Here is a 21,398-nt window from a genome sequence, read left to right as displayed (position 1 = left end):
ATTACGCCTGATGACCCGAACTGAAACGGGGTTCGACGGCACGGTTTGGATCATTTTCCGATGAAGCCGCAACCACCGCTGGCCGGGCGGGAACTGCGAGGACCCGTCCGGTGCACGCCAGGACGAGCAGGGAGACGACCCCGGCCGCTCCGGGCAGGGCGAAGCCCCACACCGCCCCGCCGTGCTCGACCACCGGCCCCGCGAGGCCCGTTCCCACCGACGCGCCCACGGTGAAGGTCGTCACCAGCCAGGAGAACGCCTCCGTCACCGTGCCCCGCGGCGCGTGCCGATCGACCAGGACGAACGCGCAGGCGATGCACGGCGCGAGGAAGACACCGGCGAGCACCGTGAGCAGCACCATGGCGACCGCGCCGGGCATCAGCAGCAGCGGCACGTAACACACCGCCAGCAGTGCCACGAGCGCGCGCAGTCGCCGCGCCGGGTCACCGGTCCACTGCCGGGCCCCGTACGCGGCCCCGCCCACGAGCGCGCCGAGTCCCAGGGCGGCCATCAGCCAGCCGTAGACCGCGTCCCCGCCGTGCGTGTCCGCGTAGGACACGGAGGCGACCGTGATGGACCCGAGCGCCATCCCGACGAACAGGAAGGCACCCAGCAGCGCCAGCAGCCCGGGCGAGCGCAGCGCGCCCAGCCAGTGCGCCTCGCGCGGCGCCGACCGCCACGCGCGCGAGGGCGGCGAGACCACCACGGACAGCGCGCCGAGCACACCCACCGCGTTGAGCACGAGCAGGGCCACCAGCGGCGACCAGAGCGCCACGCACACCGTCACGAGCAGCGGCCCGACGGTGAACATGACCTCCTGCGCGATGGCGTCCATGGCGTACGCCGTGTGCACCTGGTCCTCCTTGCCGAGCACGCTGGGCCACAGCGCCCGCAGCCCACCCTCCAGCGGCGGTGTGAACAGCCCCGACACCCCGACCGCCGCGTAGGCGAGCCAGGCCGTCCCGGTGCCGACGAAGGCGAACACCCCCATGGCGAGGCCCGAGACCACGGCGGCCGGCAACTGCACCCGCGGCTGCCCGTGCAGGTCCACGAGCCGCCCCAGCACGGGCTGGCCGACGGCGTTGGCGACCCCGTACACGGCGGCCAGTGCTCCCGCGAGGCTGTAGGAGCCGCCCTCGGCCCGCACGAACAGCACGATCGCGATCGCCGCGGTGGCGTTGGGCAGCCGCCCCACCAGCGTGCCGACGAGCAGCCGCACGGCATGCCGCGCCCGGAGGATGTCCAGGTATCCGGCGACCACGGCCGCCCCCTTCCCAGGAACCCGCGAGGCCCTGCCTCAAGCGGGTTGTACGTATAACTAGCTGTGCCATACGTACCATGTCGCCTGTCCACGAGTCCACACGAACGAGTCCACACGAAAGCGCAGGCGCACGGTGGCACGAGGCAGCACCCGCCCGACCAGCCGGGACGTCGCCCAGGCCGCGGGCGTCTCCCAGGCCGCGGTCTCCCTGGTGCTGGGCGACAAGTGGCGCGGCCGCGTGTCCGAGCCCACCGCCCAGCGCGTCCGCGCGGCCGCCGTCGAGCTCGGCTACCGCCCCAACCTCGCCGCCCGCAACCTCCGCCTCGGCCGTACCCGCACGGTCCTCCTGGTCGTTCCCGCGCTGACCACGGAGTTCTTCGCGGAGGTCTACACGGGCGCCGCAAGGGTCGCCGCCGAGCACGGTTTCGGCGTGGTGCTCTACCCCTCCCCCGAGGGCGTGGGCCCGGCCAGGGACCCCTTCGCCTCCGCCCCGGCGGCCCTGGACGGCGTCATCGCCTCCTCCATGGCGGCCGACGCGCTCACCGCGATCCGGGGCGACCAACTGCCGCTGGTGATGCTGGACAGCGACCCGGAGGGCAGCCTGGGGGCCGCGACGGTCAACCTGGACATCGCCGACGGCATCCGCCAGGTCACCGAGCATCTGGTGTCCCTGGGGCACCGCCGCTTCCTCCACCTGGCGGCCGACGTACCGTCCTGGACCTTCGAGATCCGCGCCCGGGAACTGGCCGCACGGCTCTCCACCGTCACCGGCGCCGCACTCCGCACCGCACACGCCCCCATCTCCGTCGAGGGCGCCCTGGCCGCCACGGAGGCCGCCCTGGCGGTGCCGGGCCCCCGGCCCACGGCGCTCGTCTGCGACGACGACAAACTGGCCGTCGGCGCGTACAAGGCGGCCCGGCGCGCCGGGCTCCGCGTCCCCGACGACCTCTCGATCACCGGTCTGGACGACCTGGGCCTGGCCACCGCCATCGACCCCGAGCTGACCACCGTCCGCCTGGACGCCGAGCTGTTCGGCGAACGCGGGATGCGCGCCCTCCTGGCGGTGATGGAAGGCCGGACCCCCGAGGCGGGAGACATCCCGGTGCACCTGGTGGTACGAGGCTCCACGGCACCGCCACCGGAGAAGAACTGAGCGGCACCGGGGCCCATGGCACCCGGCGCCGCTCGAAGGGTCTCGCGCAGCGGCTGTCCGCTACTTCTCGCCCTCGCCGTCGTCCCCGTCCTCGTCCGGCAGAGACAGGTCCTCGGCGCCCGCCCCCGCATCCAGCAGCCGCGACAGCTGACCGCCCACGATGCGCTTGAACTTCCGCTTCTGCGGACGCGTACGGTCCAGCACCGCGACCTCCAGCCGCTCCGCCGGAATCTCCCGCTCACTGCCGTTGGTGTCACGCGACAACGCCTGGACCGCGAGCTTCAGCGCCTCGGCCAGGGTCATGTCGTCGCGGTGCCGCTGATCCAGGTAGCCACTGATCTGCTCGGCATTGCCGCCGACCGCGACCGAGCCGTGCTCGTCCACGATCGAGCCGTCGTGCGGCAGCCGGTAGATCTGGTCACCGTCGGCACTCTCACCGACCTCCGCGACGACCAGCTCCACCTCGTACGGCTTCTCGGCCTGGCTGGAGAAGATCGTGCCCAGCGTCTGGGCGTACACATTGGCCAGGCCCCGGGCCGTCACATCGTCGCGGTCGTACGTGTAACCCCGCAGATCGGCATAGCGCACACCACCGATCCGCAGGTTCTCGTACTCGTTGTACTTACCGGCGGCCGCGAAGCCGATCCGGTCGTAGATCTCGCTGAACTTGTGCAGCGCACGGGACGGATTCTCGCCGACGAACACGATGCCGTCGGCATACTGCAGCACGACCAGGCTGCGACCACGGGCGATGCCCTTGCGGGCGTACTCCGCCCGGTCGGCCATCGCCTGCTGGGGTGAGACATAGAACGGCGTCGACACCGGTTATCCATCCCTTTCTGAAGAAGTCACCGCACCACCTGACAACACGACCGACCGCGCCCGCTACAGCAACGCGGCCCGCGGCCCGTCGGGCTGCTCGAGCCGCCGCTCCAGCACCGAGCGGGCCAGCTCCGCGGACTCGTCGTCGCCGAGCCGGCGGAAGCCGTCCTCGGTGATCACAGTGATGATCGGGTAGATCCGGCGGGCGACATCGGGACCACCGGTCGCCGAGTCGTCGTCTGCCGCGTCGTACAGCGCCTGGACCACGAGCGTGGTGGCCTGCTCCTCGGTCAGGTCCTCACGGAAGAGCTTCTTCATCGCACCCCGGGCGAAGATCGACCCCGACCCGGTGGTCGCGTAGCTCTGCTCCTCGGAGCGCCCACCCGTCACGTCGTACGAGAAGATGCGCCCCCGGCCGCGGTCCACGTCGTACCCGGCGAACAACGGCACCACGGCCAGCCCCTGCATCGCCATGCCGAGATTGGACCGGATCATGGTCGACAGCCGGTTCGCCTTGCCCTCCAGCGACAGCTGCGCACCCTCGACCTTCTCGAAGTGCTCCAGCTCCAGCTGGAACAGCTTCACCATCTCCACGGCCAGACCCGCCGTACCCGCGATACCCACCGCGGAGTACTCGTCGGCCGGGAAGACCTTCTCGATGTCCCGCTGGGCGATCATGTTGCCCATCGTGGCCCGGCGGTCACCGGCCAGGACGACACCACCCGGGAACGTCACCGCCACGATCGTCGTGCCGTGCGGCGCCTCGACGACACCCTGCACCGGCGGCAGCTGCCGGTTGCCCGGGAGCAGCTCCGGCTGGTGGTCGCCCAGGAAGTCCATGAAGGAGGAGGAGCCAGGCGTCAGGAAGGCAGCTGGTAGACGCCCGGTGCTACGAGTGTTGGCTTCCACGAAGTTCCCTCCAAGTAGGCGGCAGCCCGACGAACAGCGTCGGGATCGTCTCCCAACTTGCCGATGGCCGAATTGCAGTTGAAGCACAGTACGCCACGGACCTTACCCGTCTTGTGGCAGTGATCCACGTGTACGGCCGGAGCCTTCAGACAGATCACGCAGAGGCCCATCTGAGAAGCCACCATCTCGTCCCGCTCGGCTTCGGTGAGGCCGTAATGACGCTTGAGATGTCCGGCACGTCCCTCAACGGCCCGGCAAGCCTTGCAACGAGTGGATAGCCCATCCGACGCGGTCGCATTGCGGTGCCACTCGCTCCAGGGTTGACCTCGCCACATTTGATGCAGAGTTTGTGACCTTCAGGCACTTCCACCTTGGGGCGCACCTTCCGACCCAAGGCCTGCTGCCGCGCCCGATGGTAGTCCGACGCACAATCTCGGCAGTGATGCTGCAGGCCGTCCAGGTTCGACCGGTTGCGAGCGAAGTCTGCGCGCGGCTTGCAGTCGCCGCACCGCACGCAGCGCTTCGCGTCACCTTCCATTTTCAACCCAAGCCCCCCCCGCTACCTTCGATTCGAAGGCTATTCGCCGCCCTTCTGAACGAACGACCTCACGAAGTCCTCTGCGTTCTCCTCCAAGACATCGTCAATCTCGTCGAGGACGGAGTCCACGTCGTCGTTCAGCTTCTCCTGACGCTCCTTGAGGTCCTCGGAAGCCTGCGCGTCCTGCGCCTGCTCCTCGACCTCCTCGGTGGAACGCGTGGCCTTCTGCTGCCCGCCGCCGGTGTCCTTGGTCGCCATAACCCTCACCCCGCTCGGTTCGCCCGACACAGTTGCTCGGTCAAGATCAGACCCTACAAGCCGGGTCCGACATCGGCCCCGCGTTTCTCCAACGAACGGGGGCCATCTCGATGGTTCCCGGACCGGGTGGCTTTCCACCCTGCCCGGCGGTCTCCTCCGTGTACCCGCTCACCGCGCCTATTGGCCGGCCAGGACCTTGACCAGGTCTTCCGCGGTCCGGCAGCGGTCCAGGAGCTCCTTGACGTGATTACGCGTTCCGCGAAGCGGTTCCAGGGTTGGCACCCGCTGGAGCGAGTCCCGGCCCGGCAGATCGAAGATCACCGAGTCCCAGGAGGCCGCCGCGACGTCGTCCGCGTACTGCTCCAGGCAGCGTCCGCGGAAGTAGGCGCGCGTGTCCTCCGGCGGCTTCGTACGGGCCCGCTCGACCTCCGACTCGTCCAGCAGCCGCTTGATGCGTCCGCGGTCCACCAGGCGGTTGTACAGGCCCTTGTCGGGCCGTACGTCGGCGTACTGGAGGTCCACGAGGTGCAGGCGGGCCGCGTCCCAGTCCAGGTCGTCGCGGCGCCGGTAGCCCTCCATGAGCTCGCGCTTGGCGACCCAGTCCAGTTCGCCGGCCAGGCTCATCGGGTTGTTCTCGAGCCGGTTGAGGGTGTCCTCCCAGCGGCCCAGGACGTCCTTGGTCTGGTCGTCGGCGTCCGCGCCGTAGCGCTCCTCGACGTACTTGCGGGCCAGCTCGTAGTACTCCATCTGGAGCTGGACCGCGGTCAGTGTCCGGCCGCTGCGCAGGGTGACCAGGCGCTTCAGCGTCGGGTCGTGCGAGACCTGGTGCAGGGTGCGCACTGGTTGGTCGACGGCCAGGTCGACGGCGATGAAGCCGTCCTCGATCATCGAGAGCACGAGCGCGGTCGTGCCCAGTTTCAGATAGGTGGAGATCTCCGACAGGTTCGCGTCGCCGATGATCACGTGGAGGCGCCGGTACTTCTCGGCGTCCGCGTGCGGCTCGTCGCGGGTGTTGATGATGGGCCGCTTCAGCGTCGTCTCCAGGCCCACCTCGACCTCGAAGTAGTCCGCGCGCTGACTGAGCTGGAAGCCGTGTTCGTGCCCGTCCTGGCCGATGCCGACGCGGCCGGCTCCGGTGAAGACCTGGCGGGAGACGAAGAAGGGCGTCAGGTGGCGCACGATGTCCGAGAAGGCGGTCTCCCGCTTCATCAGGTAGTTCTCGTGCGTGCCGTAGGAGGCGCCCTTGTTGTCGGTGTTGTTCTTGTAGAGGTGGATCGGCTGTGCGCCGGGAAGCTGGGCGGCCCGCTCGGCGGCCTCGGCCATGATCCGCTCGCCGGCCTTGTCCCACAGCACGGCGTCGCGCGGGTTGGTGACCTCCGGTGCGCTGTACTCGGGGTGGGCGTGGTCGACGTAGAGCCGTGCTCCGTTGGTGAGGATGACGTTGGCCAGGCCGATGTCCTCGTCGGTGAGCTGGCTGGAGTCGGCGGCCTCGCGGGCGAGGTCGAAGCCTCGCGCGTCCCGCAGCGGGTTCTCCTCCTCGAAGTCCCAGCGGGCCCGGCGGGCCCGGTGCATCGCCGCCGCGTAGGCGTTGACGATCTGGGACGAGGTGAGCATGGCATTGGCGTTCGGGTGGCCGGGGACGGAGATTCCGTACTCCGTCTCGATGCCCATTACTCGCCGTACGGTCATGCGGCCCTCCTTGCCCGGCGGCGCCCGTCCTGGGCGCCGCTCGCGTACCGCTGGCGCTCCGATGCGTGTGCGGTGCCCGTCCCCGCACTGCGCGACTCGGCGGTACGGAAGAGCCTAGAACGCCTTTGCGCTGGTGGGGAGATCATTTGCGGCATTGCCTTGCTCCAGTCGGGGCTCCGGAAAACAGTCGGCTGCGGGTACCCGCCGAGGGCACCCGCAGCCGCCCCGCCTTTTACAGGTATTGACCGGTGTTCGCCACCGTGTCGATGGAGCGTCCGGTGTCCGCGCCCTGCTTTCCGGTGACGAGCGTACGGATGTACACGATCCGCTCGCCCTTCTTTCCGGAGATCCGGGCCCAGTCGTCCGGGTTGGTGGTGTTGGGCAGGTCCTCGTTCTCCTTGAACTCGTCCACGCAGGCCTGGAGGAGGTGGGAGACGCGGAGGCCCTTCTGGTTCTTGTCGAGGAAGTCCTTGATCGCCATCTTCTTGGCGCGGCCCACGATGTTCTCGATCATGGCGCCGGAATTGAAGTCCTTGAAGTAGAGGACTTCCTTGTCGCCGTTGGCGTAGGTGACTTCCAGGAAGCGGTTCTCCTCGGATTCGGCGTACATGTGTTCCACCGCCGTCTGGATCATGCTCTGGACGGTGGCCGCCTTGTCCTTCTCGTGCTCCGCGAGGTCGTCGGAGTGGAGCGGGAGGCGCTCGGTGAGGTACTTGCCGAAGATGTCCTTGGCCGCCTCGGCGTCCGGACGTTCGATCTTGATCTTCACGTCGAGCCGGCCGGGCCGCAGGATGGCGGGGTCGATCATGTCCTCACGGTTGGAGGCACCGATCACGACCACGTTCTGCAGGCCTTCCACGCCGTCGATCTCGGCGAGCAGCTGCGGGACGATGGTGTTCTCCACGTCCGAGCTGACACCGGAGCCGCGGGTGCGGAAGAGGGACTCCATCTCGTCGAAGAAGACGATGACGGGGGTGCCCTCGCTGGCCTTCTCACGGGCCCGCTGGAAGACCAGGCGGATCTGCCGCTCGGTCTCACCGACGTACTTGTTGAGAAGCTCCGGACCCTTGATGTTGAGGAAGAAGCTCTTGCCGGCGGCCTGGCCGGTCACCTCGGCGACCTTCTTGGCCAGCGAGTTGGCGACCGCCTTGGCGATGAGTGTCTTGCCGCATCCGGGGGGCCCGTAGAGCAGGACACCCTTGGGCGGACGCAGCTCGTGCTCCTTGAACAGGTCGGGGTAGAGATAGGGGAGCTCGACGGCGTCGCGGATCATCTCGATCTGTCCGCCGAGGCCACCGATCTGCTCGTAGCCGATGTCGGGGACCTCTTCGAGGACGAGCTCCTCGACCTCGCTCTTGGGCACGACCTCGTAGACGTAGCCGGAGCGGGGTTCGAGCAGGAGGGCGTCGCCGGGGCGGATGGTGATGCCCCGCAGCGGCTCGGCGAGCCGCACCACCCTCTCCTCGTCGGTGTGACCGAGCACCAGGGCCCGCTCGCCGTCCTCGAGGATCTCCTTGAGGGTGACGATGTCACCGACGCTCTCGTACTCCATGGCCTCGACCACGTTGAGAGCTTCGTTGAGCATCACTTCCTGGCCGCGCCTGAGCTCCTCGAGCTCGACGCTCGGGCTGACGTTCACCCGGAGTTTGCGGCCGCCGGTGAAGATGTCGGCGGTGCCGTCCTCGTTGGCCTGCAGGAAGACGCCGAAGCCTGCCGGTGGCTGGGCCAGCCGGTCGACCTCCTCCTTGAGGGCCACGATCTGGTCGCGGGCCTCGCGGAGCGTACCGGCGAGTCGCTCGTTCTGGGCGGACACGCCGGCCAGATTGGTCTGCAGTTCGACGATCCGCTCTTCGAGGATCCTCGTGTGCCGCGGAGATTCGGCGAGCTTGCGTCGCAGGACGGCGATCTCCTGCTCAAGGTAGGCCACCTGCCCGGCCGGGTCCTCGGACCCGCGTCCCGGGCGGATGCCGCGGTTCATGTCGTCGTCGTGGGCTGCCACGGTCCTCACCTCCTCCAAGGGGAGCTGGACGCTTCCAGACCCTACCTGGGTGGGTGTCGATTGAAACCCCTAGATCACAAAGACTGTCGGGGTGTGTCCGATCTTCACCCTTGCGCTCTCCCTCACGCCAGGGGAATACCCACCGAACGTGAATGGAACCCAGCCGGAGGTAGGGTCGAAGCGTTCAACACCCGTCAGAGCTGGCCGGATTCCCGAAGGGCTCGACGTAGCAAACGGCAGGAGAGATGAGCGTGCAGCAGGAGGCCGGAGTCCACGGCGAGGCGCTCGAGGTCTGGATCGACCAGGACCTGTGTACCGGCGACGGCATCTGCGCGCAGTACGCGCCCGAGGTGTTCGAGCTGGACATCGACGGTCTGGCCTACGTCAAGGGCGCGGACGACGAGCTCCTCCAGGCGGAGGGGGCGACAACGCCCGTGCCGTTGCCGCTTCTCACCGACGTGGTCGACTCCGCGAAGGAGTGTCCGGGCGAGTGCATCCACGTGCGTCGCGTTTCGGACAGGGTCGAGGTCTACGGCCCGGACACAGAGTGACCGAACCGTTACTCATTTTGCACGCTGCGTGACCGGTGACGGCCGGGTCGCACCCTCCGTCGCGGGGCCGCCGGTCAGACGGTGCGCGCCTGGGACGGCGTGTCGCGGACGAACGTGCCGTTCTTCCACTGCCACTTCACGTCCTCCGTGACGTCGGGGCAGCAACTGGGCACGTCGGCCGACGAGTAGCCGAGGAGCGTGGCGCGGACGACACCGGCGCGCACCGTGAAGTCGGTGACCGTCCGCCGGTCCCCGGGGGCCACGAGGGTGGCGACGACGCGGGGCGCGCCGTCGTCGGCGCCGGGCGTAAGGACGTACACCCCGTCGGGCGGGGTGCCCATGGGCGCGTCGCAGTGCACGACGGCCACGGTCTCCGGCCGGCCGTCGCCGTCGAGGTCGCCGGAGGCCTTCTTCTGCACCACCGCCTTGACCGGTCCGCACTCCAGGGGGAAGGCGACGGCCGCCGGGTCGGGGGGCGCGATGTGGGCCGGGGCGTTCTTCGTCTCGGGCACGGCGGTCTGTGCCGCCGTCGCGGCGTCGGGCTGCAGGACCGAGGACAGGGCGACCACCCCGGCGAGGGCCGTGGCGGTGGCGACCCAGTGGATGGGGCGGGTGTGCGTGTGCGACAGGTCCGGAACGGCGGGGTGCTGCACGAGGAGTGTCTCCTGTGAGGGCTGTACCGGCGGGTGTGGCCAGCATCGTGCCACACGTCACAGTGCGGGGGAACGGTGGGGTGGGTACGCGCTCGTGCTGTTGCGTCGGGCGCCGCGTTGCCCTGGCAATGCGACGGCGCCGTGGTCGAGTTCCCGGGAGATCCCGGGAACTCGACCACGGCGCCTGTACGTTGATCGCGGCACGGGACCGCCTCAGCGGCCGGCGCCTCCGTCGGCGTTGGGGCCGTCGTAGTCCTCGCCGTACGCGCCCTTGGCGGGACGGCGGCGGCGCATGGGCGGCTCGACACCGTCCGCGAGGCGGCGGGCGGTGAGCAGGAAGCCGGTGTGGCCGATCATGCGGTGGTCCGGGCGGACGGCCAGGCCCTCGACGTGCCAGTTGCGGATCATCGTCTCCCAGGAGGTCGGCTCGTTGAAGCAGCCGATCTCGCGGATGGACTCGACGGTCCGGGCGAGCTGGGTGGTGGTCGCCACGTAGCAGCACAGGATGCCGCCGGGCACGAGCGCCTTCTTGACGACGTCCAGGCACTCCCAGGGGGCGAGCATGTCCAGGATGACGCGGTCGACGTCGGTGTCGGAGAGGTTGTCCTGGAGGTCGCCCACGGTGAGCTGCCAGGCGGGGTGCGGTCCGCCGAAGTAGCGCTCCACGTTCTGCCGGGCGATGTCGGCGAAGTCCTCGCGGCGCTCGTAGGAGTGCAGCATGCCCTGGTCGCCGATGGCGCGCAGCAGGAAGCTGCTCAGGGAGCCGGAGCCGACCCCGGCCTCCACGACGCGCGCGCCGGGGAAGATGTCGGCGAAGGCGAGGATCTGCCCCGCGTCCTTCGGGTAGACGACGGCTGCCCCGCGGGGCATGGACAGGACGTAGTCGGGGAGCAGGGGGCGCAGCGCGAGGTAGGCGACGTTCCCGGTGGTGCGGACAACGCTGCCCTCGGGAGCACCGATCAGTTCGTCGTGGGGGAAGGAACCCTTGTGGGTGTGGAAGTTCTTCCCGGCCTCGAGCGTGAACGTGTAGTGGCGGCCCTTGGGGTCGGTCAGCTGAACCTGGTCCCCGACCTTGAAGGGCCCGCGCCTGCGGGCGGCACCGGTCGGTTCGGACATGTGACCAGCCTACCGGTCCCCGGCGGGGCCGCCGACCACGGCGGAGGTGTGGACGGAGGTCAGGAAGGGCGGGCCATGGCCTTGACGAAGGCGCGCTCCACGTCGGCGGCGGACAGGACCCCGTAGATCTCGCCGGTCTCCTCGACCACCAGGTACTCGGTGGCCGGATTGGCGCGCAGCGCGTCCAGGAGTTCCTCGCCCGAGAGCTCGGCGGAGACGCGCATGCCGTCGGTGAGGTCCTGGGCGAGGCCGCTGACCGGCACCCAGGGGCGGCGGTGCTCGGGCACGCCGACGATGGCGGCCTCGCGGACCAGGGAGACGGGAATGCCGTCGGCGTCCACGACGACCAGGGCGCGGGCGCCCGAGGCGTTGGCGCGCCGCAGGGCTTCGGAGAGCGGGGTGTCGGCCGGGACGGGGACGGCGCGCCGGGTGAGGGCGCGGGCGCGCAGCTCCGGCAGGTGCTCGCGCAGGCGGGCCATGCGGAGGCTGTTCCCGGCGCCGGTCCAGATGATCGCGGCGAGGATCGCGGCGAGCAGGGCGTCCATCACCGTGTCCATGCCGACGTCGTCCACGGCGCCGGAGCCGAGGGCGCTGGTGACCAGGGGCAGCCCGATCAGGACGGCGACGGCGAGGGCGCGGCCGACCCAGGCCGCGGCGACCGTGCCGCTCATCGGCTTGCCGGTGATCTTCCAGACGACGGCGCGGAGCATCCGGCCGCCGTCGAGCGGGAGGCCGGGCAGCAGGTTGAACGCGGCCACGAGGAGGTTGGAGATCATCAGGCCGGCCAGCAGCACGCCGGGGACCGTGCCGGGCTCGACGGGGAGCATCGCGACGTAGAAGACGCCGGCCAGGACGAGGGAGAGCAGCGGGCCGACGAAGGCCAGCACGAACTCGCGGCCGGGGGTCTCGGCCTCCTTCTCGATCTCGGAGACGCCGCCGAAGAACTGGAGCTGGATGCGGCGGACCGGGAGCTTGAAGCGGAGCGCGGCGATGGTGTGCGCCAGCTCGTGGACGAGGACGGACGCGTAGAAGGCGACCGCGAAGAAGAGGGAGACCAGGTAGCGGGCGGCGCCCAGTTCGGGGAGCACGCGGTCGAGCTGGCCGCCGAACACCCAGGTGATCAGGGCGGCGACCAGGAACCAGCTGGGTGCGACGTACACGGGCACGCCGAAGGGCCGGCCCATCAGCAGGCCGCCCCCGGGCTCCGGCCGCCGCTGCGGCGGCCGCCCCGGTCCGGTCCCCCCGGTGTGGGCGTCGGCACGGGGGCGGTCGGGGTGGGCGTCGTACGGGCTGTGGCCCGGCTCCACGGGCGGATGGGCGGGGCGGTCACCGCCGGGCGTGCGGGGAGACGACGTCTCGGGGCCCGGTGTGTGAGGACCCGGTGTGCCGGGACCCGGTGCCGGCGAGTTCTGCGTCTCCGGGCCCGGTGTCGGCGTACCCGGTGTCGGCGCGTGTTCCCCGGCGGCCGGGCCGGGGTGCTCGTCGGGGGTCTCGCCCGTCGGCCGGGGCGGCCGGGCCCCGGGGCGGTGCCCGGGCGGACCGGAGTCCGCGGGCTGCGGCTGTGCGGAGCCGGTGGCCGGGGCCGTGGAGCTCGCCTCGGGCTCGGCCGGCTCGTCGCTGCCGGACCGCGGCTGCCCGTTCCCGCCGCTCACGTCCACGGTGTCCCCTCGTTCGAAGCGTCTCCCGCGCCTGCCGGACGGGAGGTCTCGTCTCGATGGTATGCGTCCGTCGTGACCCGTTCCGCTCCGGCACCCCCGTGCTTCCCTTCTGTCGCACGGGTCGGGGCCGCGGGAGGGGGCACTGTCAGTCGCGGGCCGTAAGGTCTGTGGGCATGGAGACGAGCATCGAGGATGTCGCGGTGGACGCCGGTGGGGCCGCCCGACCGGCGGTGACGGCTGCGGGCCCCGCGGCCGCGGACTCGGCGGCGGACGGGGCCGTCACCGGCGCCGCGCCCGCCCGTGCGCCCATGGCGCCCTCCTCGCTCTCGCCCTCCCGCGCCGGTGACTTCATGCAGTGCCCGCTGCTGTACCGGTTCCGGGTGATCGACCGCCTCCCGGAGAAGCCGAGCGAGGCCGCGACCAGGGGCACCCTGGTGCACGCGGTGCTCGAGCGGCTCTTCGACGCCCCGGCGGCCGAGCGCACCGCACCGCGGGCGAAGGCCCTGGTCCCGGGTCAGTGGGACCGTCTGCGGGAGAGCAGGCCGGAGGTCGGGGAGCTGTTCGCCGACGATCCGGAGGGTGAGCGGCTGGCGCAGTGGCTCACCGAGGCCGAGCGACTCGTCGAGCGCTGGTTCACCCTGGAGGACCCGAGCCGGCTGGAGCCGGCCGAGCGGGAGCTGTTCGTGGAGACCGAGCTGGACTCGGGCCTGCGGCTGCGCGGCATCATCGACCGGGTCGACGTGGCCCCCACCGGCGAGGTGCGGATCGTCGACTACAAGACGGGCAAGGCGCCCCGGCCGCAGTACGCCGAAGGCGCCCTGTTCCAGATGAAGTTCTACGCGCTGGTGGTGTGGCGGCTGAAGAAGGTCGTCCCGCGCCGCCTTCAGCTCGTCTATCTCGGCAGTGGTGACGTGCTCACCTACGATCCGGTCGTCGCCGACCTGGAGCGGGTCGAGCGCAAGCTGCTGGCGCTGTGGGAGGCCATCCGGCTGGCGACCGAGACGGGCGACTGGCGCCCGCGGCCCACCAAGCTGTGCGGCTGGTGCGACCACCAGGCGCACTGTCCGGAGTTCGGCGGTACTCCCCCGCCCTATCCGCTGCCCGTGAGGGCGGCCGACCCCGACGACGGCGGACAGGGCAGAATGGGGCCGGACTAGCGAAGGAGACTTACGTGGCCATCCGCGTCCTACTGGTCGACGACCAGCCGCTGCTGCGCACGGGCTTCCGGATGATTCTGGAGGCGGAGCAGGACCTCGCGGTCGTCGGCGAGGCCGGAGACGGCCTCCAGGCACTCGACCAGGTGCGGGCCCTCCAGCCCGACGTGGTGTTGATGGACATCCGCATGCCGCGGATGGACGGCGTCGAGGCCACCCGGCAGATCACCGGGCCCGAGCGGGACGGCCCGGCGAAGGTGCTGGTGCTGACCACCTTCGACCTCGACGAGTACGTGGTGGAGGCGCTGAAGGCGGGTGCCAGCGGCTTCCTGCTGAAGGACGCCCCGGCCAACGAACTGGTGCAGGCCATCCGCGTGGTGGCGAACGGCGAGGCGATGCTCGCGCCGAGCATCACCCGGCGGCTGCTCGACAAGTACGCCACGCATCTGCCCTCGGGGGACGACCCCGTGCCCAACACGTTGCACACCCTCACCGAGCGTGAGGTCGAGGTGCTGAAGCTGGTGGCCCGCGGCCTGTCGAACGCGGAGATCGCCGCCGACCTCTTCGTCAGCGAGACCACGGTCAAGACCCATGTGGGTCATGTGCTGACCAAGCTGGGCCTGCGCGACCGTGTACAGGCCGCGGTGTACGCGTACGAGAGCGGTCTGGTCCGTCCCGGCGCGCAGTAGCGGGCCGGTCGGCGCACGCCGGCTCGGTTCCGTGCGCGACCCGACCCGACCCGTGCGAGCGCGGCGCTCGCCCCGCGACGCACCCGCCCGGCACGAAGGGCGCCCTCCTCCCGTGGGAAGAGGGCGCCCTTCGTCGTGGTGTCCGGCGGGGACGTCAGCCGCTCACGCCCCGGCCCAGCTCCCAGACCTGGAGCGTGGAGGAGGAGTTGAGGACGTAGGCCGTGCCGGTGATGTCGTCGCGTGCGGCGACGTACTGCTTGCCCTGCCACAGCGGGATCACCGGGACGTCGTCGGCGGTGATGTCCTGGATCTCGTTGAGGCTGTCCACGGCGGAGAGCCGGTCGGCCTCACGACGGGACTCGGGGATCAGGGTGTTGCGGATCTCCGTGTTCGCGTACGGCGAGTTGAGGGTGTTGTCCTTGTCGAGGAACGGGGCGATGAAGCTGTCGGCGTCCGGGAAGTCGGGGAACCAGCCCATGCCGAAGACGTCGTACTCGCCCTTCAGCTCCGCCGGGCGGAACTTGTCCCAGGGAGCGCCCTGGATGTCGACGTCGAAGAGGCCGCTGTCGTTCAGCTGCTTCTGCAGCTGCTCGAACTCCTGCTTGGTGGCGGCACCGTAGTGGTCCGTCGTGTAGTGCATCGTGAGCTTCACGGGCGTGTCGACGCCCGCGTCCTCCAGCAGGCCCTTGGCCTTGTTCGCACTCGGGTCGCCGTACTTGTTGAAGAACGAGTTGGAGTGGCCGGTGATGCTGGCCGGGACCATCGAGTACAGCGGTTCGGCCTGGGAGCCGTAGACCGCGGAGACGAGTTCGCTGCGGTTGATGAGCTGGGCCATCGCCTGTCGGACGGCCTTGTCCTTCACCGTCGCCGCGTCCGTGTTGAAGCCCAGGTAGCGGATCTCGAGACCGGCCACCTCGACCAGGTCGACGTCGGAGTCCGTGGCGTTGGACAGCTTCTGGATCTGGTCCGGCGTCATCGCACGGGTCATCACGTCGATGTCACCCTGCTCGAGCGCCTTGCCCATGGCATCGGCGTCCTCGAACGACACGACCTCGACCTTGTCGTTGTTCACCGTGAGACTCCCCTTGTAGTCGGGGTTCTTGGTGAACACGGCCTTGGTCATCTCGTCGCCGTCGACCTCGGCCTTCATCGTGTACGGGCCGGAGCCGTCCAGTGCGAAGCCCTCGCGCAGCTTGCCCTTCTCGTAGTCGTCGGGGTTGACGATGCCGGCGACCGGGGTCGACAGCTTGTACGGGAAGGTGGCGTCGGCGGTCTTGAGGTGGAAGATGACCTCGCGGTCGCCCTGCGTCTCGACGGTGTCGACGGTCGAGAGCAGACCGAACACCTGGCTGTCCGCCTTGATGGACAGGGCGCGTTCGATGGAGAACTTGACGTCCTCCGCGGTGACGGCGTCGCCGCCTGCGAACTTCAGGCCGTCGCGCAGGGTGCACGCGTAGCGCTCGTTGCCGGTGTCGGTGAAACCGCACTTCTCGGCGGCCTCGGGCACGGGTTCACCGTCGCCGCGGGGCTGGATCATCAGGGTCTGCGTGGTCTGACGCAGGATGTTCCAGGTGCCGACGTCGTAGGCGAACGCCGGGTCGAGGGGCGCGGGCGCGTCCTCCGAGGCGGTGAACCGGTCCGTGGTGCCGACGACGATCGCGTCCCCGCCGCCGCTGCCGCCGTCGGACCCGCCGCAGGCGGCGAGCACCGGCGCGAGCAGGCCCACGACGGCCGGCAGCACCAAAGTCTTGCGGTTCATGCTCGAGTTTCTCCAGAGCTGTCGGTCCGTGTATCCGGCATGCAGGGGTGTCGCGGCGGATCACGGGGGTAGTGGCCGATGTTCTCGCGACGAGATTAGTCCGCGGCCGCACGAGGGCTCACAGCCAGTGGAGTTGGGACCTCATCACGGAGCGAAACCGGGTGCGGACACACCGAAAACCCGACAGTGGAAGGATTAGTGCAGGGTTTCACCAATCAGGACACAAGGGCGCCTCGACAACGTTCGCCAAGCCCGAAACAGCACACCTACGCCTTCGTGTCGACCCCGCGCAAGGTGGCGAACGTCACACTTCGGCCTGGGGCGACGAGCGCTCTAATTCAGCCATCCGGAACGGTCGCAATTCCCCGTCCGTGTCCCCTTGTTGACGTGGGCACGCGGTTCCCGGAATTACCGCGTTATCGGCGCCGCACGCTCGGTGAACACCTAGCGCATTCGTGTCATCAGGCCGCGCAGGAATGCCAGGTCGACCTCTTCCAGCGAGTCGACCACCGTGCGCCGGGCCGCCGGGGTGATGGGCGCCACCGAGGGCACGGCCACCACGTGGCAGCCCGCCGCCTCGGCGGCGGCGACCCCGGTCGCGGTGTCCTCCACGACGGCGCACCGGGCCGGGTCCACCCCGAGTCCGGCCGCGGCGGCCAGGTACGGGTCGGGGTACGGCTTGGTGCGGGGCACCTCGTCGCCGGCCACGGTGAGGGCGAAGTACTGGGGGCCGAGCGAGGTCAGCACGCGGTCGATGATGCGTCGGTGCGAGGCGGAGACCAGGGCCGTGGGGATCTCGTGCGCGGCGAGTTCGGCGAGCAGGCGGGCGGCGCCCGGCATGAGCGGCAGGGTGCGGGCGATGCGCTGCTCGAAGCCGTCGTTGAGCAGCACGCTCAGCTCGGCGAGGGTGATGTCCGCCCCGGTCGCCTCGATCAGGAAGCCGGCGCTGCGGCTCATGGGACCGCCGACGACGACATGGCGCCACGAGTCGTCCAGGGTGTGGCCGAGGGAGGCGAAGACCTCCACCTCGACGTCCCACCAGAAGCCCTCGGTGTCCACCAGGGTGCCGTCCATGTCGAGCAGCACGGCCTGCAGGGCGGAGCCTTCGGCCGTACGGGTTCCGAGCGCGGGGACCGTACTGGTCATCCACGTACCTCCTTGAGGGACGATCAGGCCGGTTCCCGGGTAGGGAACCGGCCTGCGGTGGACCGACCAGTGTACGTCGTGCGGGTCGAGAACGCCTGGTGTGGCCTGTGGAGCGGTGCGGGAGGCCTCAGCGGGCGTTGAAGTACTTGGCCTCCGGGTGGTGGATCACGATGGCGTCGGTGGACTGCTCGGGGTGGAGCTGGAACTCCTCGGAGAGGTGGACGCCGATCCGTTCGGGCCGGAGCAGGTCGGCGATCTTGGCGCGGTCCTCCAGGTCCGGGCAGGCGCCGTAGCCGAGGGAGAAGCGGGCGCCCCGGTACTTCAGGGCGAACATGTCCTCCATCTCGGCGGGGTCCTCCCCCGCGAAGCCCAGCTCGGAGCGGACGCGCGCGTGCCAGTACTCGGCGAGGGCCTCGGCGAGCTGGACCGACAGCCCGTGCAGTTCGAGGTAGTCGCGGTAGGCGTTGGCCTCGAACATCCGGGCCGTCTCCTCGCCGATCCGGGAGCCGACGGTGACGACCTGGAAGCCGACGACGTCGGTCTCGCCCGACTCCTCCGGGCGGAAGAAGTCCGCGAGGCACAGCCGCCGGCCGCGCCGCTGGCGCGGGAAGGTGAAGCGGGTGCGCTCGTTGCCCGCGTCGTCGAGGACGATCAGGTCGTCGTCCTTGGAGACGCAGGGGAAGTAGCCGTAGACCACGGCCGCCTCCAGCAGGTTCTCCGTCTGGAGCCGGTCCAGCAGGCCGCGCAGGCGCGGACGGCCCTCGGTCTCGACCAGTTCCTCGTACGACGGGCCCTCGCCGGTGCGGGCCTGCTTGAGGCCCCACTGGCCCTTGAAGAGGGCGCCCTCGTCGAGCCAGGACGCGTACTCCTTGAGCTGGATGCCCTTGACGACGCGGGTGCCCCGGAAGGGCGGCTCGGGGACGGGGTTGTCGACGGCGACGTCGGAGCGGACGTGCCCTTCCTCGGGCCGCTCCTCGACCTCGACGGTGGCCGCCCGCACGCGGCGCTGCCGCAGCTCGGGCAGTTGTGCGCCGGGCACGCCCCGCTTGATGCCGATCAGCGCGTCCATCAGCCGCAGGCCCTCGAAGGCGTCGCGGGCGTAGCGGACCTCGCCGTCGTAGATCTCGTGCAGGTCCTGCTCGACGTAGGCCCGGGTGAGGGCCGCGCCGCCGAGGATCACCGGGTAGTCGGCGGCCAGCTTGCGCTGGTTCAGCTCCTCCAGGTTCTCCTTCATGATCACCGTGGACTTGACCAGGAGACCGGACATGCCGATCACGTCGGCGCGGTGCTCCTCGGCCGCCTCGAGGATCGCGGAGACCGGCTGCTTGATGCCGAGGTTGACGACGGTGTAGCCGTTGTTCGACAGGATGATGTCGACGAGGTTCTTGCCGATGTCGTGCACGTCGCCGCGGACCGTGGCCAGCACGATCGTGCCCTTGCCGTCGTCGTCGGTCTTCTCCATGTGCGGCTCCAGGTGGGCCACCGCGGTCTTCATGACCTCGGCGGACTGGAGCACGAACGGCAGCTGCATCTGCCCCGACCCGAACAGCTCGCCGACGACCTTCATGCCGTCCAGCAGGGTCTCGTTGACGATGTCCAGGGCCGGACGCTCCTGGAGGGCCGCGTCCAGGTCCTGCTCCAGGCCGTTCTTCTCGCCGTCGATGATGCGCCGCTTGAGCCGCTCCTCCAGCGGGAGCGCGGCCAGTTCCTCGGCCTTGGACGCCTTCAGCGACTTCGCGGTGGCGCCCTCGAAGAGCTGCATGAGCTTCTGCAGCGGGTCGTAGCCCTCGCGGCGGCGGTCGTGGATCAGGTCGAGGGCGGTGGTGACCTGCTCCTCGTCGAAGCGGGCGATCGGCAGGATCTTCGAGGCGTGCACGATCGCCGAGTCCAGGCCGGCCTTCACGCACTCGTCCAGGAAGACGGAGTTCAGCAGGATGCGGGCGGCCGGGTTGAGGCCGAAGGAGATGTTCGACAGGCCGAGGGTGGTCTGCACGTCCGGGTGGCGCCGCTTCAGCTCCCGGATGCCCTCGATGGTGGCGATGCCGTCCTTGCGGGACTCCTCCTGGCCGGTGCAGATGGTGAAGGTCAGACAGTCGACGAGGATGTCCGACTCGTGGATGCCCCAGTTGCCGGTCAGGTCCTCGATCAGCCGTTCGGCGATCTCGACCTTCTTCTCGGCGGTACGGGCCTGCCCCTCCTCGTCGATGGTGAGCGCGATCAGCGCGGCGCCGTGCTCGCGCGCCAGCTGGGTGACCTTGGCGAAGCGGGACTCGGGGCCGGCGCCGTCCTCGTAGTTGACGGAGTTGATCACCGCGCGGCCGCCGAGCTTCTCCAGGCCGGCCCGGATCACCTCGACCTCGGTGGAGTCCAGCACGACCGGCAGCGTCGAGGCGGTGGCGAACCGGCCGGCCAGCTCCTCCATGTCGGCCACGCCGTCGCGGCCCACGTAGTCCACGCACAGGTCCAGCATGTGCGCGCCCTCGCGGATCTGGTCGCGGGCGATCTCCACGCAGTCGTCCCAGCGGCCGTCCAGCATGGCCTCGCGGAACTTCTTGGAGCCGTTGGCGTTGGTCCGCTCGCCGATCGCCAGGTAGGAGGTGTCCTGGCGGAAGGGCACCGACTGGTAGAGGGAGGCCGCGCCCGGCTCCGGGCGGGGGTGCCGCTCGGTCGGCGCGGTGCCGCGGACCCGCTCCACGACCTGCCGCAGGTGCTCGGGGGTGGTGCCGCAGCAGCCGCCGACCAGGGAGAGGCCGTACTCGCGGACGAAGGTCTCCTGGGCGTCCGCCAGCTCCGGCGCGGTCAGCGGGTAGTGGGCGCCGTCCTTGCCGAGGACGGGCAGACCGGCGTTGGGCATGCAGGAGAGCGGGATGCGGGAGTGCCGGGCCAGGTAGCGCAGGTGCTCGCTCATCTCGGCCGGGCCGGTGGCGCAGTTCAGGCCGATCATGTCGATGCCGAGCGGCTCCAGCGCGGTCAGGGCGGCGCCGATCTCGGAGCCGAGGAGCATCGTCCCGGTCGTCTCGACGGTCACGGACACGATCACCGGCACGTCGAGGCCGAGGGCGTCCAGGGCGCGCCGGGCGCCGAGCACGGAGGCCTTGGTCTGGAGCAGGTCCTGCGTCGTCTCCACCAGCAGCGCGTCGGCTCCGCCGGCCACCAGTCCCTCGGCGTTGCGCTGGTAGGCGTCGCGCAGGATCCGGTACGGGGCGTGGCCGAGGGTGGGGAGCTTGGTGCCGGGGCCCATGGAGCCGAGCACCCAGCGCTGCCGGCCGTCCCGGGCGGCGAACTCGTCGGCGACCTCGCGGGCGACCCGCGCGCCGGCCTCCGACAGCTCGTGGACGCGCTCGGGGATGTCGTACTCGCCGAGCGCGGAGTGGTTGGCGCCGAAGGTGTTGGTCTCCACGCAGTCCACGCCGGCCGCGAAGTACTCCTCGTGCACCGAGCGCACGATGTCGGGCCGGGTCAGGTTCAGGACCTCGTTGCAGCCCTCCAGCTGCTGGAAGTCGTCCAGCGAGGGGTTCTGCGCCTGGAGCATGGTGCCCATCGCGCCGTCGGCGACCACCACGCGGGTGGCGAGCGCCTCGCGCAGGGCGGACACACGGGTCCGGGTGTCGGCGGAAGGGGTGGACGGCGACGAGGCCATGAAGGGGCTCCCTAGGATGCGACGGCTGTCGGCTTTGCGCTGCCCGGGGCCGTCCGCAGGGGACGTCCCGGGGAGAACGCACGCCGCCAGCGTAGCCGGGACCGGGGGCGGACGGTCAGGGCGTCCACGACACGGACGCGGATGGCGGGGCGGAGCGCCGCCGAAGGAGTGAGCTTCCGGCACCGGGACGGGCCCGCCGTGCCGACCGCCACGCCCGGCGACGGCTCCGCGAGGGCTCCGCGACGGCCGTGATGGTGGTGTGCGGGGCGAGGTGCGAGCCACCGCGGCGTGGCGGAAGTGCAACAGTTGCCCACCGACCATTAGCGGGAGGTCGGCAACGACCGGTAGTGTTCGGCATTGCCGAACGACGTCAGCGTCGCCGAGGTCGGCAGTCGAAGGGGAC

The 21,398-nt window shown here is 70.3% G+C and carries 16 protein-coding genes and 1 pseudogene; 4 read left to right on the top strand and 13 right to left on the bottom strand.

Annotation, left to right across the window (positions count from 1 at the left end; genetic code table 11):
• Position 1 precedes the first annotated feature (1 nt).
• Positions 2 to 1,261 carry an MFS transporter gene (locus ACZ6EG_RS20765; protein WP_391970235.1) on the bottom strand — a complete coding sequence of 420 codons (1,260 nt, stop codon included), beginning with the start codon at positions 1,259 to 1,261 and terminating at the stop codon, positions 2 to 4.
• A gap of 133 nt (positions 1,262 to 1,394) precedes the next feature.
• Between ACZ6EG_RS20765 and ACZ6EG_RS20760 the strand changes: the two genes are divergently transcribed.
• Positions 1,395 to 2,414 (top strand): LacI family DNA-binding transcriptional regulator, encoded by a 1,020-nt coding sequence (locus ACZ6EG_RS20760; protein ID WP_391970234.1) that lies wholly within the window; start codon positions 1,395 to 1,397, stop codon positions 2,412 to 2,414.
• A 60-nt stretch (positions 2,415 to 2,474) separates the two neighbouring features.
• On the opposite strand, the gene prcA is transcribed toward ACZ6EG_RS20760, so the two are convergent.
• The 6 genes and pseudogenes from prcA to arc all read right to left on the bottom strand — a co-directional run bounded on the left by prcA (position 2,475) and on the right by arc (position 8,629).
• A complete protein-coding gene (gene prcA, locus ACZ6EG_RS20755; protein ID WP_356605926.1) occupies positions 2,475 to 3,236 on the bottom strand; it encodes a proteasome subunit alpha in 762 nt (253 codons plus the stop codon).
• Between the two features lie 63 nt (positions 3,237 to 3,299).
• Positions 3,300 to 4,145, bottom strand: coding sequence for a proteasome subunit beta (prcB, locus tag ACZ6EG_RS20750; RefSeq protein ID WP_356605928.1), 846 nt, complete (start codon positions 4,143 to 4,145; stop codon positions 3,300 to 3,302).
• Positions 4,097 to 4,683: pseudogene (locus ACZ6EG_RS20745) on the bottom strand (endonuclease VII domain-containing protein). The gene prcB and the pseudogene ACZ6EG_RS20745 overlap by 49 nt, the downstream one beginning before the upstream one ends.
• Before the next feature lie 39 nt (positions 4,684 to 4,722).
• The gene (locus ACZ6EG_RS20740) at positions 4,723 to 4,941 is read right to left on the bottom strand and encodes a ubiquitin-like protein Pup (RefSeq protein ID WP_043374843.1); all 219 of its coding nucleotides are present in this window, start codon (positions 4,939 to 4,941) and stop codon (positions 4,723 to 4,725) included.
• A 177-nt stretch (positions 4,942 to 5,118) separates the two neighbouring features.
• On the bottom strand, positions 5,119 to 6,630 hold the full coding sequence (dop, locus tag ACZ6EG_RS20735) for a depupylase/deamidase Dop (protein ID WP_356605933.1): 1,512 nt from the start codon (positions 6,628 to 6,630) through the stop codon (positions 5,119 to 5,121).
• Positions 6,631 to 6,862: 232 nt separating this feature from the next.
• On the bottom strand, positions 6,863 to 8,629 hold the full coding sequence (gene arc, locus ACZ6EG_RS20730; RefSeq protein ID WP_356605935.1) for a proteasome ATPase: 1,767 nt from the start codon (positions 8,627 to 8,629) through the stop codon (positions 6,863 to 6,865).
• Between the two features lie 245 nt (positions 8,630 to 8,874).
• Here arc and ACZ6EG_RS20725 point away from each other — a divergent pair, with 245 nt between their 5' ends.
• Complete coding sequence (locus tag ACZ6EG_RS20725) at positions 8,875 to 9,180, top strand: ferredoxin (protein ID WP_356605937.1); 306 nt, start codon at positions 8,875 to 8,877, stop codon at positions 9,178 to 9,180.
• Between the two features lie 74 nt (positions 9,181 to 9,254).
• Here ACZ6EG_RS20725 and ACZ6EG_RS20720 read toward each other — a convergent pair whose 3' ends face one another.
• The 3 genes from ACZ6EG_RS20720 to ACZ6EG_RS20710 form a co-directional block, all read right to left on the bottom strand.
• A complete protein-coding gene (locus ACZ6EG_RS20720; protein WP_391970233.1) occupies positions 9,255 to 9,833 on the bottom strand; it encodes a hypothetical protein in 579 nt (192 codons plus the stop codon).
• A gap of 213 nt (positions 9,834 to 10,046) precedes the next feature.
• Positions 10,047 to 10,949 (bottom strand): tRNA (adenine-N1)-methyltransferase, encoded by a 903-nt coding sequence (locus ACZ6EG_RS20715; RefSeq protein WP_356605941.1) that lies wholly within the window; start codon positions 10,947 to 10,949, stop codon positions 10,047 to 10,049.
• A gap of 59 nt (positions 10,950 to 11,008) precedes the next feature.
• A complete protein-coding gene (locus tag ACZ6EG_RS20710; protein WP_469606413.1) occupies positions 11,009 to 12,607 on the bottom strand; it encodes a site-2 protease family protein in 1,599 nt (532 codons plus the stop codon).
• A gap of 173 nt (positions 12,608 to 12,780) precedes the next feature.
• Between ACZ6EG_RS20710 and ACZ6EG_RS20705 the strand changes: the two genes are divergently transcribed.
• Together ACZ6EG_RS20705 and ACZ6EG_RS20700 are read left to right on the top strand one after the other, a co-directional pair.
• Positions 12,781 to 13,764 (top strand): RecB family exonuclease, encoded by a 984-nt coding sequence (locus tag ACZ6EG_RS20705; RefSeq protein WP_391970231.1) that lies wholly within the window; start codon positions 12,781 to 12,783, stop codon positions 13,762 to 13,764.
• Between the two features lie 14 nt (positions 13,765 to 13,778).
• Positions 13,779 to 14,450 (top strand): response regulator, encoded by a 672-nt coding sequence (locus tag ACZ6EG_RS20700; RefSeq protein ID WP_053128321.1) that lies wholly within the window; start codon positions 13,779 to 13,781, stop codon positions 14,448 to 14,450.
• Between the two features lie 154 nt (positions 14,451 to 14,604).
• Here the strand turns inward: ACZ6EG_RS20700 and ACZ6EG_RS20695 are convergent, their stop codons facing one another.
• The 3 genes from ACZ6EG_RS20695 to metH all read right to left on the bottom strand — a co-directional run bounded on the left by ACZ6EG_RS20695 (position 14,605) and on the right by metH (position 20,995).
• Complete coding sequence (locus ACZ6EG_RS20695) at positions 14,605 to 16,209, bottom strand: ABC transporter substrate-binding protein (RefSeq protein WP_391970230.1); 1,605 nt, start codon at positions 16,207 to 16,209, stop codon at positions 14,605 to 14,607.
• A gap of 444 nt (positions 16,210 to 16,653) precedes the next feature.
• Positions 16,654 to 17,355, bottom strand: coding sequence for an HAD family hydrolase (locus ACZ6EG_RS20690; RefSeq protein ID WP_391970229.1), 702 nt, complete (start codon positions 17,353 to 17,355; stop codon positions 16,654 to 16,656).
• A gap of 127 nt (positions 17,356 to 17,482) precedes the next feature.
• The gene (metH, locus tag ACZ6EG_RS20685; RefSeq protein WP_391970228.1) at positions 17,483 to 20,995 is read right to left on the bottom strand and encodes a methionine synthase; all 3,513 of its coding nucleotides are present in this window, start codon (positions 20,993 to 20,995) and stop codon (positions 17,483 to 17,485) included.
• Positions 20,996 to 21,398: the final 403 nt, after the last annotated feature.

The organism is Streptomyces sp. NPDC041968, from assembly GCF_055589025.1.
This window is presented reverse-complemented; position numbering and strand designations above follow the sequence as displayed.